Annotated in this window: 10 protein-coding genes; 2 read left to right on the forward strand and 8 right to left on the reverse strand. The window is 61.3% G+C overall.

Translation table 11 applies throughout. The annotated features are described in order from the left end of the window. From FTE24_RS19705 to leuC, 8 genes are all read right to left on the reverse strand, one after another. Window positions 1-1822, reverse strand: a 1822-nt coding sequence (locus FTE24_RS19705) for a dynamin family protein (protein WP_202111933.1), incomplete at its 3' end; no start/stop codon positions are given. A 45-nt stretch (window positions 1823-1867) separates the two neighbouring features. Beyond that, window positions 1868-2125, reverse strand: coding sequence for an NAD/NADP transhydrogenase alpha subunit (locus tag FTE24_RS19710; RefSeq protein WP_141450240.1), 258 nt, complete (start codon window positions 2123-2125; stop codon window positions 1868-1870). Window positions 2126-2187: 62 nt separating this feature from the next. Next, window positions 2188-2859 carry an endonuclease III gene (gene nth, locus FTE24_RS19715; protein WP_141445845.1) on the reverse strand — a complete coding sequence of 224 codons (672 nt, stop codon included), beginning with the start codon at window positions 2857-2859 and terminating at the stop codon, window positions 2188-2190. A 134-nt stretch (window positions 2860-2993) separates the two neighbouring features. Continuing rightward, entirely contained in the window at window positions 2994-5753 is a 2760-nt protein-coding gene (locus tag FTE24_RS19720) for an S-layer homology domain-containing protein (protein WP_150229619.1), read from the reverse strand. 130 nt (window positions 5754-5883) lie between these two features. After that, on the reverse strand, window positions 5884-7206 hold the full coding sequence (locus tag FTE24_RS19725; RefSeq protein ID WP_160441843.1) for an N-acetylmuramoyl-L-alanine amidase: 1323 nt from the start codon (window positions 7204-7206) through the stop codon (window positions 5884-5886). 468 nt (window positions 7207-7674) lie between these two features. Next, on the reverse strand, window positions 7675-8640 hold the full coding sequence (locus FTE24_RS19730; RefSeq protein ID WP_160441844.1) for an ABC transporter substrate-binding protein: 966 nt from the start codon (window positions 8638-8640) through the stop codon (window positions 7675-7677). A gap of 265 nt (window positions 8641-8905) precedes the next feature. Further along, window positions 8906-9508: a 3-isopropylmalate dehydratase small subunit gene (leuD, locus tag FTE24_RS19735; RefSeq protein WP_141445849.1), complete on the reverse strand. Its 603-nt coding sequence runs from the start codon at window positions 9506-9508 to the stop codon at window positions 8906-8908. 28 nt (window positions 9509-9536) lie between these two features. Then, window positions 9537-10958, reverse strand: a complete 1422-nt coding sequence (gene leuC / locus FTE24_RS19740; protein ID WP_150229624.1) for a 3-isopropylmalate dehydratase large subunit — start codon at window positions 10956-10958, stop codon at window positions 9537-9539. 235 nt (window positions 10959-11193) lie between these two features. On the opposite strand from leuC, the gene FTE24_RS19745 reads away from it, so the two are divergent. Both FTE24_RS19745 and proB read left to right on the forward strand, forming a co-directional pair. After that, window positions 11194-12111: a LysR family transcriptional regulator gene (locus FTE24_RS19745; RefSeq protein WP_150229626.1), complete on the forward strand. Its 918-nt coding sequence runs from the start codon at window positions 11194-11196 to the stop codon at window positions 12109-12111. 419 nt (window positions 12112-12530) lie between these two features. Beyond that, complete coding sequence (proB, locus tag FTE24_RS19750; RefSeq protein ID WP_150229628.1) at window positions 12531-13634, forward strand: glutamate 5-kinase; 1104 nt, start codon at window positions 12531-12533, stop codon at window positions 13632-13634. Window positions 13635-13657: the final 23 nt, after the last annotated feature.

Raw genomic sequence — 13657 nt, forward strand, 5'->3', positions numbered from 1 at the left:
GCGCAGGCGTCAGCCCGGTCTCCGGGGCTGACGCAGCGGCTGCAGCCGCGGAGACCGCCGCCGGCCCAGACGCCGTATCGGCCGCGCCGCCTGCTGCGACCGGCTCTCCGCCGCGGCCGGCTTCGCCCTGCGGCTCGTCCAGCTGCGGCAGGCGCAGCGCCGGCAGGCCGTCGGCGTTGCCGAGCAGCCCGGCGAGTTCCTGCTCGCGCAGGTCCAGCGCTTCGCGGACTTCGCGGCGCAGCCGCGCTTTGCCCGCAAGCGCCGCCGCCTGGAGCACCTGCCGGCTGATCTCCGCCAGCTGCTCCCCGCCCTGCGGCTCAGCATCTTCCAGCAGGCTGTCGGCGAACTCCAGCGACGCCCGGCGGAAGCGGGCGAGCGCTTCGCCGCGCAGGTCGCCGGAGAAATTCATGACGTATTCCGGCGACAGCCGCACGTCTTCGCGGAGCAGGCCGGATACCCAGCCGCCCTCGACGCGCGGCAGCGCCTGTTCCAGCCGCGTCTCCTGCCCGGCGTCCCAGACGCCCAGTTCCCGTCCGAAAGCCCGCAGCCGTTCGCGCACATGCACGTCCAGTCCCGCTTCCACCCGCTCGGCGAAATCGGCAGTGACCGCGGCGAGCCGGTCTTCGCGCTCTTTTTCGGTCCGCTTTTTCGAGCCGAACAAGCCGCCGGCACGGAATCCCGGCGCCGACGCTTCCAGATAGAGCTGGATCAGGTCGCGCAGCGAAGCCGGCATGATCGGCGCATTGTCGAGCGTGCGGCCGATCTCTTGCATAAGCCGGTCGCGCAAATTGCGCCCGCGATCGGCCAATTCGCTCTGCTGCGATTGAAGCGCTTGCAGGCTGGCTTCGGCTTCGTATTCGACTTCTTCCTCTTCGGCGCTCAGGCTTGCCGCTTCGCCCGGGCGAACGTCGCGTTCGCGCAGCAGATGCCGGTCCAGCAAATCCTGCGCCGCCAGACGCACGCCGCGTTCGAGCAGCTGTTCGCGTTCTTCGAACAGCCGGCCGATCAGCGCGACGAAGCGGTTCCATCCGCTGAGCGGATGATCCGGACGCTTGACGGACAAATAGAGCACGTCCGCCGTTTGAATCTGCCAATCGGAGAACGTGCGCTCGACCGTTTCCCGGTAATGGGCAAACGACAGCTCCGTCTCGCGGTGCTTGTCCACCTGGTTGACGATCAGCACGAGCGGCTTGCCGAGATCGGACAAGCTTTTGGCAAATGCCAGATTCGTCTCCGATTGGACATGGTTGTAATCCATGACGTAGAAGACGACGTCCGCCAAATGCAGCGCGGCGTCGGTCGCCGAAGCATGCGCCGCATCGGTGGAGTCGACGCCCGGCGTATCGAGGAACGCGCCTCCGCCGTGCAGCAGCGGAATATCGCCCCAGATTTCGACCGTGGCGTACGCTTCCCCGTCTTTGCAGTAGCGGGCGAGCGCGCCTTCCATTTCTTCCGGCGCCAGCACGAGCTTGCGCTCGCCGCTGCCGGACGGCAGACCGGCGGACGCCGCTTCCGAAGCAGCGTCCGCCGGATGCAGCGTAATCTCCGCCCGGCGCTCGCCGCTGCGGATAATCGCGGCATTGGCCGTCGTCGGAAGCGGGCCGGACGGCAGCAGCGGCCCTCCGCACAGCGCGTTGATCAGACTCGACTTGCCGGCCGAGAAATGACCGAGAAAAGCAAGCGTCAGCTCGCGATCGTTCCATTTTCGTTCCAGTTGGCCGATCTTGGCCGCCGTTTCGGGATCTTCATACAAAACTAGAGCGGCACGCAGCCGCTCTAGTTTTTGGTGCAGATCCCCGGATTTCATTGTCGTGTCCGCCATATGTTCCTCCAGGTTCGATGCCGTGTCCGCTTTTTCAAGCCGATCTTAAACGGTTGGGATAAAAATTTCGAAAATTTTGCCGTGCTGCAAAATCGTGATGTTGCGTTTCTTGTCGCGCATGACGACGACTTCGGGCTTCAGGCGCATCTGCTCGACGTATTCTTCCGGAATCTCGCTGACGCTGCCTACCGTTACGCCTTCGATTTCCATATCGTCGTTTTCCGGGATGTCGCTGATCAGCACCTGCTCGAAAATATCCGAAAATTTCTCAAACTCGTTCGTGTATACCGTAACGCATCTCATGTTTTCCATACTGTCCATCCTCTTTTGTGTGTGATTTGCCTAACTGTGTGCAGGTCGCCTGTTCAACCCGATTTGCGCGTTCTGCGTACCGTCGACGTTTTCATGCGTTTTTTGCCTTCTTTGCATACGTCGAGCAGCGGGCAGACCTGACAATTGGGCGATTGGGCTTTGCAGTGGTACCGGCCGAAAAAAATAAGACGGTGGTGCGTGAGCGTCCATTCTTCCCTCGGCACTTTTTTCATCAGCTTCTTCTCGACTTCCAGCACGGAATCGCCTTCCGCCGCAAGCCCGAGCCGTTTGGAGACCCGTTCGACATGCGTATCGACCGCGATCGCCGGCATGTCGAACGCGTTGGAGACGACGACGTTGGCCGTCTTGCGGCCGACGCCGGGAAGCTTGACCAGCTCGTCGTGCGCGCTCGGAACTTCGCCGCCGTACTGCTCGATCAGCAGATGGCACAGGCTCTGGATATGCTTCGCCTTGTTCCGGTACAACCCGATCCGGCGAATATCCTGTTCCAGTTCCTCGCGCGGCACCGAGACGTAATCCGCCGGAGCCCGATACTTTTCAAACAGATCCTTCGTCACTTTATTGACCGTCACATCCGTGCACTGGGCCGACAGCAGCACCGCGATCGTCAGTTCGAACGCATTGCGGTGATCCAGCTCGCAGCGCGCGTCCGGATACATGCCGGCAATCGTATCCAGGATGTGTCTGACTTTGGCGTTTGTCATGGCTCAATCCTTTTCCCGCGTCGCGATTCCGAACGGTGAACGCAATCCGATGCCAAAGACAAACCGGCCGGTACGAACGATAGCGTTCGCACCGAACCGGCTTGGCCGTACCCGACGGTTCGACGGGCGGAAATCTATTGCTTCACGAGTTCATACACGACGTTGTTATTCAGATACAATACGATTTTATCATCTCCGACGAGCGATTGCACGCTGATATTCGCCGCTCCCTGATGAACCCAGGCTTCCGGCGCCAGCTTGTACATATTGTTTTCCGTCGAGCCCGGCGTAATCTTGACGTAGACCGCCTGCGCGGCAGCGTCGTATCTCCAGAAACTTTTGCTGAGCGCCTGGAGAACGGTGAACGACGTGCTGCCGTCGGGCTGCACGGTCGCCTGCACGTGCTGGCCGGCCGCAAGCGTCGCCGCGGCGGACACGACCGTACCGTTCTGGTTGACGTTCAGCGGCGAGACGGCGCCGGAATACGTGCGCGTTGCTCCTGTCGAAGTCAGCAGCGTCACGGAGCGCGCAGCTCCGTCGACGCTCTGGATCGTGCCGATCGCGCTGTCGGCGAGACGGACTTTGGACACGTCCGGACCGTTGAACGTCACGTCGACGAGCTGGCCGTTCGCAAGTCCGGCATAGCCGATCTGCGCGCCTTGCACGTTGACGATCGCCTGGTTGTCGACGAACAGGCTCGCCGATACGCCGGCCTGTTCGACGTTCAGGCGGCTGCTGCCCGGCGTCGTGCCGGTCACGCGGAACTGCTTCGTCGTCTGGACGGCGACGGACTGCAGCGCGACGCGGTCCGCGTACAGCGCAGCCGTGACCCGGTCGCCCGGCTTGACGTTGTTCATCGTGGCGTTGCTCACGCCGTACGCCTGCACGGCCGTGCCGGTCGAGCCGTAAGGCAGCTTGACGCTCGTGCCGTCGCCGAGCTTGAGCGTCAGCATCATCGAAGCGGGATCGACCCGCTCGACCGTGCCTTCGTATTTGTAGACGATCTCCAGCGAGATCAGGCGGCTGCCGACCGCGGTCAGGTTCAATCCGCGGCCTTTGATCAGCAGCGGCTCGATGCCTTTGAGCGTCGGCGAAGGCGCGTTATAGGCAAGCTTCGTAGTCGCGTCCACCGTGAAGGCGTACGGCTTGCCCGCCGCGTCGATGACCGCCAGCACGCCGGTCGCCGCGTCGTACGAACTGACCGCCGCGAAAGCCAGCTGCGTCGCTTCGCGGTCTTTGACCACGATCCGGGTCACTTCGCCGCTGCCGCTCAGCGTCAATTCCACGCGGTCGCCCAGCGCTTTGTCCGCGATCAGATCCTGCAGCGCGGCGTTTTTGCCGCCGACGACCACTTCCGCTTTGGACGCGATCAGCTTGACTTCGAGCGCGCCGGAATCCGTCTTGTACGTCAGCGTCGAACCGTCCGAAGAGATCTGGTACAGCAGCGCCGTCAACGCACGCTCCACGCTCTGCGTCACTTCGACGGTACGGACGACGTTGTTCTCGATCACATAGCGGATTTGGCTGCCGACTTTCAGGTCCGACGCGGCCAAAATCTCGTTGCGGTAGCGGATGATCGACGTCGGGTCGAGCTTGTAGACTTCGGACAGGCCGGTCGAGCCGATAAACGTGACCGTTCCCGCCGCGGCGTCCACGGCCGCCACCGTTCCGGTATCCGTCTTGCTGACGTTGCCCGACGTCACCTGTACGGTCAGAATCTTGTTCTGGCCGGAATACGTTTCGCGCAGCAGCGACACGCGGCTGCCGGCGCTGATACTTTTCGCTTCGATCCGGCTGCCGTTCGCGTCGAGGAACACGGTGGACGCGTCATATTCGTATTTCGGGTAATCCGTCGCCGTTTTGAGGAACAGCGTGTTCGTGCCCGTCAAGCGGTCGAACTCGCCGGACAGCGTCTCGACCTGCGCTTTCGGATCGACGATCTCGACGTAGCCTGCCTGGGCGTTCGCTCCGGCGACCGTCACGCGGGTGTACAGCTTCAACTCGGAAGGCTGGACCCGCGTCTCGGACCCGGCCGCAAAATAAGGCGTGGACGCGTTCAGCGCGTACGTCGCGTTCTGGCCGTTTGCGTACAGCGTCACGGAATTGGCGCTCAGAGCGGTCACGATGCCTGTCGTCATGCCCGCGTATGTAGGCGTAATATGCGCTTCGGCCCGGCTGAAGAACGTCGCCATCTGGGCGCGCGTCACGGAACCGGCCGGATTGAATTTGTTGTTCTCCATTCCCTGCGCGATACCGAGGCTGACAGCGGTGCTGACGTAGCCTACGCTGCTTTTGGAAATGTCGGCGTTATCGGCAAAAGAGGTCGAGCCGGCAGACAGCGCTTCGGCTTCCTTGCCGATCGCGCGCACCAGAATCTGGGTCACCCACTCGCGGCTTGCGGGCTGCGTGCCCCACGCTTTGCCGTCGGCGTCTTTTTCCTCCGCGGATCGGATCAGCCCTTTGTCGAGTGCGAGATCGACGTACGGCTTGAAATAATTGTTCACGGTCAAGCCGTCCGGCACGATCGCCGTCTCGATCGTGCCGAGTTCTTTGCCCGCTCCGATGAAACGGATCGCCATCGTGATCGCTTCCTGGCGGGTGATATTGTCGCCCGGCTTGAACTGGCCGTTCTGGCCCAGTACGATGCCCTGCGCGGCAAGCTTGTAAATATGTTTCTCGGCCCAGTAGCCGGTCTTGACGTCGCCGAACCCGTTCGACGCGGCTGCCGCCGGTGCCGAAGCCGCCGGTACCGCAGTCGTCGCCGGCGTCTCCGCCGCGAAAGCGAACGTGCCTCCGCCCGCTCCCATCATGACGGCCAGAACGGCCGGAACCACCTTGTTGATTTTGCCGGTCTTTGCGCCCGAAGGCCGCCGGTTGGATTTGGAATGCTGCATATGATTTGATCCCCTTCCCGATTTGTCCAAACGAAATAGCGCTAAACATAGCAATTCGCCGCCGGCGTTTTGCTTTCCTGCCGGCGGCGAATATATGAAAGAATCGTAACTATTTGCAAGCTGCAGGCTTTTACACGCCCAGATATTCGGTCAGGCCGCGGGCGATCGCTTCCGCCACGCGCTGCTGGAACTCTTCCGTTCTGAGCTGGGCCGCTTCCGCGGCGTTGCTCACGAAGCCGATCTCCAGCAGGGCGGCCGGCATCGTCGTTTCGCGAATGACGTGGAAATTGCCGTATTGCACTTTGCGGTCCTTGAAGCCGGTAGCGGCCAGAATGTACTTGTGCAGCGTAGTCGCAAGCGCTTTGCTGTCTCCGCGCTGATAGTACGTTTCGGTGCCGCTTGCGGCCGAAGAACCGCTGTTGTTATGGATCGAGACGAAGACGTCGGCGTTGACGTTTTTCGCGACGCGAACGCGTTCTTTGAGTTCCAGGAACGTATCGTCGCTGCGCGTCATGACGATGTCGACGTTCGGGTTCTTTTTCAAAATGGCGGCGACTTTGAGAGCCAGGCCGAGATTGACGTCTTTTTCCCGCACGCCGGTCGGTCCGACCGCGCCCGGGTCGTGATCGCCGTGTCCGGCATCGATCACGATTACTTTTTTGCCGTTGCCGCCTACGCCCGTGATCGGCGCCGTCACTTTGTCGAGCGTGACGAACAGCGAAGTGCCTTCGGTCGACAGCTTATAGTTGTTGGCGCTTTTGAGGTCGATCACGACCTGCACGCTGTTTGTCGAACCTTTCGGTACGAAGTAGCGGATCTGCGACACGTTGTCCGCGTTGGACGCGGAGATCGTGCCGATCTCGCCGACCGCGAGGTTGCCGCCGATCGAGCTGCCGAACCGCGTGTTCGGCAGTTCGACCAGAATGCGGTCGGGACCCGACAGCACCGAATCTTTGGCGATGACCGCTTTGTCGGTCGAGATCATCAGGCGGTTGTCGCTGAAGCTGATCGCTTTGACTGCCGCCGAAGGCGTGACCGGCGTCTCTACGGGCGTGCCCGGTACGACCGTGCCTCCGTCCGTGCTGCCCGGATTCGCTCCCACCTGTCCGCCCGCGGGATTGCCCTGCGTGAACAGATAGACGGTCTTGGCCGCGTTTTGCCATTTGACCTGCAGACCGAGCTGCGCGCTGACGAAACGCAGCGGAACGTAAGTCGTTTCTTTTTGGGCCATGGCCGGCTGCGTAAGCGGCACGATCGCTCCGTTTGCCGTAGCCGCTTTCTGGTTAATGGTGAGTACGACGGTATCCGCACCGCTGCCGATAGTAACCTGCTGAGCCGCCTGGTTCCATCCGACCTTGTAACCCAGTTCCTCGGAGACGACCCGGATCGGAACCATCGTCGTCTGACTCACGGTCAAGACGTCCGCATTGGCCAGTTCTCGATTGTCCAGCATGATTCGGGTGTCCGACGAGGCCGCTTGTCCCGTATGCGGGAGCAAGAACATCAGCATCAGGACTGCCATTACTGTCGTTAACACGTACTTTTTCATTCTTCACATCCACCTCTAACTTTTTCGCTTTTTTCGCCGGAATTGCCTTCTTCCCGCGCTTGCTCCCAAACGCGGTCGGAAAGATTCCGAACTATTGACATCCCAACAGGTGCTCACGTTAAGCTTAGACGCGGACTTTTCTCGAAAGTTGCGGCTTTTATTTCAATTCTGTCATCAATTCCGAATTCGATTCGGCTGTTGACGGCTGTTTCTTATGTATCGGCACGGAAGGTGCGCGAAGCTTAGAGCTTTGCGAAAAAAACCTTCCGTCTTTTTTTTGCGCTTTTCCCGCGCGGCGCCCGCAGCAATCCGGCGTTCGGTCGGCGCGGGACTTATCCGGTACGCCGCCGGGTCGTAATCGATCCTGCGCGCTTACTGCGAAGCGCCGGATTCGAGCCGCGAAATCGCTTCACCCGCGATACTTTCCGCCGGCGTAATGCCGCGGAAACGGGTCCAGACGTCGCGGTCGACTTCATAGACGCGGCCCGCTTTGACCGCGCGCAGTCCTTGCCACACGGACGTCTTTGCCCACTGGTCGGTAATCGGAACTTCGTCGTCGGTCGCGATAAAGATCGCGTCGGGATCGGCTTCGACGATGCCTTCGAGCCCGAGTTCCGGGTACGGTTCTTCCTCGCTGCCGCTCGCCACGTTGTCCAGCCCGATCCGCTGCATCACCTGACCCGCGTACGAAAACGCGCTGTGCGCGTTCAGGCCGTCTTTGCGGGCGACGCCGATCAACACTTTGCGAACCGGCAGTTTTTCCGCTTTTGCTTGCAGCAGCTCCATCGCTTCGGCATGCTGCTTCAGCCGCGCTTCGCCTTCCGCGTCCCGTCCGACCGCGGCCGCGATCCGGCGGAAATCGCCGAGGCTGTCGTCGTACGAGCCTTTGCGGCTGTTCAGGATCAGCGTCGGGGCGACGGCCCGCAATTTGTCCACAATGGCGGTATGGCGATCGGTATCGCCCAGAATCAAGTCCGGCGCGCTGGCCAGGATCGCTTCGATGTCCGGTGCGGACCTTTCCCCGAGCGGGGCATAATCGAGCGGCTGCCCGCCGTTGAGCTTGCGCATCGCGGCGGCTTTGCCGTCGTCGGCAATGCCGACCGGCGTCACGCCGAGCGCGAGCAGGTCGCCCGCGAACGACCATTCCAGCGCCGCGACCCGGGCCGCCGGCTTGGCCAGGTCCACGTCTCCCGACGTGCCGGTCAGCCGGATCGCGGAACCGGACACCGGCGCCGACGCTTCCGATGCCGCCGGCTTCGAATCGGAGCCGCAGCCGGCGAGCAGCCCCAGGCCGAGCAGCGCGGCGGCGGCCCATCTTGTGTTTTGCTTTTTGTTCATGTTCATTCTCCTGACTTCTTCGTTCTGACTTGTTCGTTCTCTAGACTCAACGTTGATAATCATTATCAATACACACCAGTCTAGCAGACTTTGCCGACGCCGGCCAGCCTTTTGAAATTTACGCTTAATTGACACTTGATTGCATCCTGCCCGACCACGCCGAAAAGCGCCGCCGGCCCTAAGGCCAAACGGCGCTGCTGCTTCTGTTCTTATCGGTGCTGACGGTGCTGCCGCGTTCTGCTGCGTGCCGCGAACGGCCCTGGCGTTACACGTAAGTCCGTTCGGCCCGCTTCGCTTCGTATTCGGAGATCGAAGATTCGTGCTGCAGCGTCAAGCCGATATCGTCCAGGCCCTGAAGCAGGAACTGGCGGCGATGTTCGTCCAGATCGAAATCGATACGCAGACCGTAAGCGTCGGTGAGCGTCTTCTCTTCGAGATTGACGTTCAGGCGATAACCTTCGTGCTCGGCCGTGCGGGCGAACAGATCCTGCACCTGTTCTTCGGACAGCTGGATCGGCAGAATGCCGTTCTTGAAGCAGTTGTTGTAGAAAATATCGGCGAACGACGGCGCGATCACGACGCGGAATCCGTAGTCCAGTATCGCCCACGGTGCATGTTCACGGGACGATCCGCAGCCGAAGTTGGCCCGCGAGATCAGCACTTCCGCTCCCGTGTAACGCGGTTTGTTCATTTCGAATTCGGTATTCACTTCGCCGGATTCGGCGAAACGCCATTCGAAAAACAGAAACTGGCCGAAGCCCGTCCGTTCGATGCGCTTGAGAAACTGCTTGGGAATGATGGCGTCCGTGTCGACGTTGACCCGATCCACCGGGGCGACGAGTCCGTTTAATTGTTTGAATTCTTCCATGCGAGATCCCTTCTTTCCGGAGATTTGGTCAGCTGACGACTTCGGTCTTGAACGTCCAATCGCGTACGTCGGTGAAATGTCCTTCGATCGCCGCAGCGGCGGCCATGGCCGGCGAGACGAGATGTGTCCGTCCTCCGCGGCCCTGACGGCCTTCGAAGTTGCGGTTCGAAGTCGAAGCGCAGCGCTGCCCCGGCTGGAGCACGTCCGGATTCATCGCCAGACACATGCTGCAGCCCGCTTCGCGCCATTCGAAGCCCGCTTCGCGGAAAACGACGTCCAGTCCTTCTTCTTCGGCCTGCAGCTTGACGCGGCCCGAACCCGGGACAACGATCGCCGTGACCTGGTCCGCGACTTTGTAGCCTTTGGCGATTTCGGCGGCGGCGCGCAGATCTTCGATGCGGCCGTTCGTGCAGGAACCGATAAACACGTAGTCGATCGGAATATCGGACATGCGCGTACCCGGCACGAGGTCCATATATTCCAGCGCTTTTTCAGCGGCCCGGCGTTCGTTCTCCGTCGTAAAGTCGGCCGGATTCGGCACGACCGAATCGATGTCCGCGCCCATGCCCGGGCTTGTGCCCCAGGTCACCTGCGGAATAAGGGAATCGACGTCGAATTCGACGACGCGGTCATACTGCGCGCCTTCGTCCGTCACGAGCTGCTTCCAATCGGCTACCGCCGTCTCGAACGCTTCGCCCTGCGGCGCGTATTGGCGTCCGCGGATATGCTCGAACGTCGTCTCGTCCGGCGCGATCAGTCCCGCTCTCGCTCCGCCTTCGATCGACATGTTGCAGACCGTCATGCGCTCTTCCATCGTCAGGCTGCGGATCGACTCGCCCGTATATTCCAGCACGTAGCCCGTCGCGAAGTCCGTGCCGTACTTGGCGATAACGCCCAGAATCATGTCCTTGGCCGTGACGCCCGGCTTGCGGCTGCCGACGAAGCGCACTTCCATCGTCTTGGATTTGCCCTGCTGCAAACACTGGGTAGCGAGCACATGCTCCACTTCGCTTGTGCCGATACCGAACGACAACGCGCCGAACGCGCCGTGCGTGGACGTGTGGCTGTCGCCGCAGACGATCGTTTTGCCCGGATGGGTCAGGCCCAGCTCCGGTCCCATGACGTGTACGACGCCCTGGTCGATCGTGTCGAGGTCGAACAGTTTGACGCCGAAGTCTTTGCAGTTTTGCGACAGTGTGTCAATCTGCTGCTTGGAGATCGGGTCTTTGATATTGAAGCGGTCGGTCGTCGGCACGTTGTGATCCATCGTCGCGAACGTGCGGTCCGGACGGCGGACTTGGCGGTTGCTCAGACGCAATCCTTCGAACGCCTGCGGCGACGTGACTTCGTGGACCAAATGAAGATCGATATAGATGATGGCCGGCTTGCCTTCTTCTTGATGAATAACGTGATTGTCCCAAATCTTTTCGTACATCGTTTTTTTACTCATCTTCTTCACCCCGCTGCTGGATTCAAACCGGCCACTTTCGCGATTCCCGAGGCCAGGTTTTGTTAGTGGGTTAAATATAACATGGAGTTGTCTCATTGTTCCAAGATATAATAACTATAATACTGATAGGTTTTACCTATATACGCAGAAGAGAATCTCCCTGTAAAATAAAACGAAAGACTGTCCGCTTACGCGAATGGACGCGAACGTACACAATGAAGGAGACTTCCCCCACATGGAATTGAGACAGCTTCAATACGCGCTCATGATCGCCGCCGAGCGCAATTTTTCGCGGGCGGCCGAGAAGCTGCATATCGCCCAGCCTTCGCTCAGCCAGCAGCTCTCCAAACTGGAAAAAGAACTCGGCGTGCTGCTGTTCCAGCGCAACACGAGCACGGTCCAGCTGACGCACGCGGGACGCGAGTTCATGAAGCGCGCGCAGCGGATCGTCGACGAAATGGATCTGCTGCGGGTCGAGATGGAAGACATTTCGCAGCTGCGCAAAGGGCGGATCACCGTCGGCAGCATGCCGACAACCGGCTCCCACCTGCTTCCGCACGTGCTGCCGGCGTTTCGGGATGGCTACCCCGGTATCGACGTGACGCTGCTCGAAGACACGTCGCAAAATCTGGAACGGCTGACCGCGGGCGGCAAAACGGACATCAGTCTGCTGTCGCTGCCGCTTGGCGAACCGACGCTCGACTATGAATGGATTGCCGACGAACCGATCGACCTGGCCGTTCCCCCGAACCATCCGCTCGCGCTGCGCTCCGAAGGTTCTCCCGCCGCGGGCATTACGATGCGCGAGCTGGAGCACGAACCGTTTATCATTTTGAAGCAGGGGCAAGGGTTTCGTAAAATGGTGCTCGATCTGTGCCGCGAAGCCGGCTACGAGCCGCAGGTCGTGTTCGAGAGCAGCAATATGGAGACGCTGCAATCGCTCGTCGCCGCCGGCATGGGCGTCACGCTCGTGCCGCGGTTCGTCTCCCGGTCGAGGCGCAGCGAGCTGCTGCCGGTCTACGTCCCGCTCGCCGATCCGGTGCCTTACCGCACGCTCGTCATCGCTTACCGCAAAGGCCGTTCGCTGTCCAAAGCGGCCGAAGCGTTTATCGGCACGCTGCGCAGCACGATGCAGCGGCTCGAACGTTCCTGAACCGCCGCATGCGGAGCCGACGCTGCGCTCGGCGCAAATTCCGCCTTTTACAAACCGGGTTCTGCGTGCTATTCTAGGAAAAACCAAATGTCATGCCGCAATGACGGGGCCAGTACGAGAAGATCCGCCTTTCAGAGAGTGAATTCCACAGGTGCGGCTTGGGCGCGAGAGTGTCCGAAGGCCGCGCCTCGGCTGCGAGAATTCACGGTCGGACTTTTCCGAATCCTACCTCCGAGCGATCCGGGCCTCAAGCCCGGACGGTTCCCTTTCCGTTATCGGGGGTTGAGCGGGACGGCTTCGGCCGTCAATCAAGGTGGTACCGCGGAAGCACAGATCGGGCTTTCGTCCTTCGCGCAGCATAAGCTGCGCCTGGACGGAAGCTTTTTTGGTACGCTGCCCGCAGAAAGAAGGAGATATTTATGCAAAAACGGATCGTAGTCAAAATAGGCAGCAGCTCGCTGACGGGAAGCCGGGGCGGATTGAACCGCGAAGCGATTGCGTACTTCGCCGGCGAACTGGCGGAACTGTACCGGCGCGGCGTTCAGCCGCTGCTCGTCACCTCCGGAGCGGTCGCGGCCGGCTTTCGGGCGATCGGCTATCCCGAGCGGCCCAAAAAGCTGTACGAAAAGCAGGCTTCGGCCGCTGTCGGTCAGGCGCTGCTCATGCGCGCTTACCAGGAAGCGCTGGCCGGCCACGGCCATGTGGTGGCCCAAATCCTGCTGACGCGCACCGATTTTCACAGCCGCAAACGGATCGGCAGCGCGGTCATGACGATCGAGGAACTGCTGGAACGCGGCATTCTGCCGATCTTCAACGAAAACGACACGGTCTCGGTCGACGAACTGAAATTCGGCGACAACGATACGTTGTCCGCGCTCGTCGCCAATCTGGTCAAAGCGGAGCGGCTCGTCATCCTGACCGATACGGACGGCTTGTACAGCGCCGATCCGCGGCAGGACCCGAACGCGATCAAATACGAGGCGATCGGCGAAATCAGCGACGATATTTACCGTATGGCCGGAGGCAGCGGAAGCAGCGTCGGCACCGGCGGCATGCGGTCCAAGCTCGATGCGGCGCGGATCGCCACGCGCGGAGGCGTGCCGGTATTCGTCGGCCGCGCCACCGAAACCGGCGATCTGGCGGACGCGGCGGAAGGCCGCGGCCGCGGTACGCATTTCACGACGACGCTCTCTTCCATGTCCGTCAAAAAGCAGTGGCTCGGGTATTTGTCCCGGCCGCTCGGCGCGCTGATCGTCGACGCCGGCGCCAAGCGCGCGCTCGCCGAAGAAGGCCGCAGCCTGCTGCCGGTCGGCATCACCGCCGTCGAAGGACAGTTCCATGCGGGCGACGTCGTCGAAGTGCGCGGCCCGGACGGCGACGTCGTCGGACGCGGCGTCGTCAACTACGACATGGAAGACCTGCAGCGCGTCTGCGGATGGCCGGGACCCCGGGTGCTGGAGACGCTGAACGGCCTGCACCGGCTCGAAGCGATCCATCGCGACGAATGGATCTCGCTCGGCTGAGCCGGGACCGAATAACGCCTAGC

It is taken from the genome of Saccharibacillus sp. WB 17 (genome assembly GCF_008634075.2).
Taxonomy (GTDB): Bacteria; Bacillota; Bacilli; order Paenibacillales; family Paenibacillaceae; genus Saccharibacillus; species Saccharibacillus brassicae.

Bases quoted from the DNA above. Each gene is read 5' to 3' on its own strand.
- FTE24_RS19710 (WP_141450240.1), bottom strand. From the start codon at position 2,125: ATGAGATGCGTTACGGTATACACGAACGAGTTTGAGAAATTTTCGGAT.
- proB (WP_150229628.1), top strand. From the start codon at position 12,531: ATGCAAAAACGGATCGTAGTCAAAATAGGCAGCAGCTCGCTGACGGGA.
- leuC (WP_150229624.1), bottom strand. From the start codon at position 10,958: ATGAGTAAAAAAACGATGTACGAAAAGATTTGGGACAATCACGTTATT.
- FTE24_RS19745 (WP_150229626.1), top strand. From the start codon at position 11,194: ATGGAATTGAGACAGCTTCAATACGCGCTCATGATCGCCGCCGAGCGC.
- nth (WP_141445845.1), bottom strand. From the start codon at position 2,859: ATGACAAACGCCAAAGTCAGACACATCCTGGATACGATTGCCGGCATG.
- FTE24_RS19725 (WP_160441843.1), bottom strand. From the start codon at position 7,206: ATGCTGGACAATCGAGAACTGGCCAATGCGGACGTCTTGACCGTGAGT.
- FTE24_RS19730 (WP_160441844.1), bottom strand. From the start codon at position 8,640: ATGAACAAAAAGCAAAACACAAGATGGGCCGCCGCCGCGCTGCTCGGC.
- leuD (WP_141445849.1), bottom strand. From the start codon at position 9,508: ATGGAAGAATTCAAACAATTAAACGGACTCGTCGCCCCGGTGGATCGG.
- FTE24_RS19720 (WP_150229619.1), bottom strand. From the start codon at position 5,753: ATGCAGCATTCCAAATCCAACCGGCGGCCTTCGGGCGCAAAGACCGGC.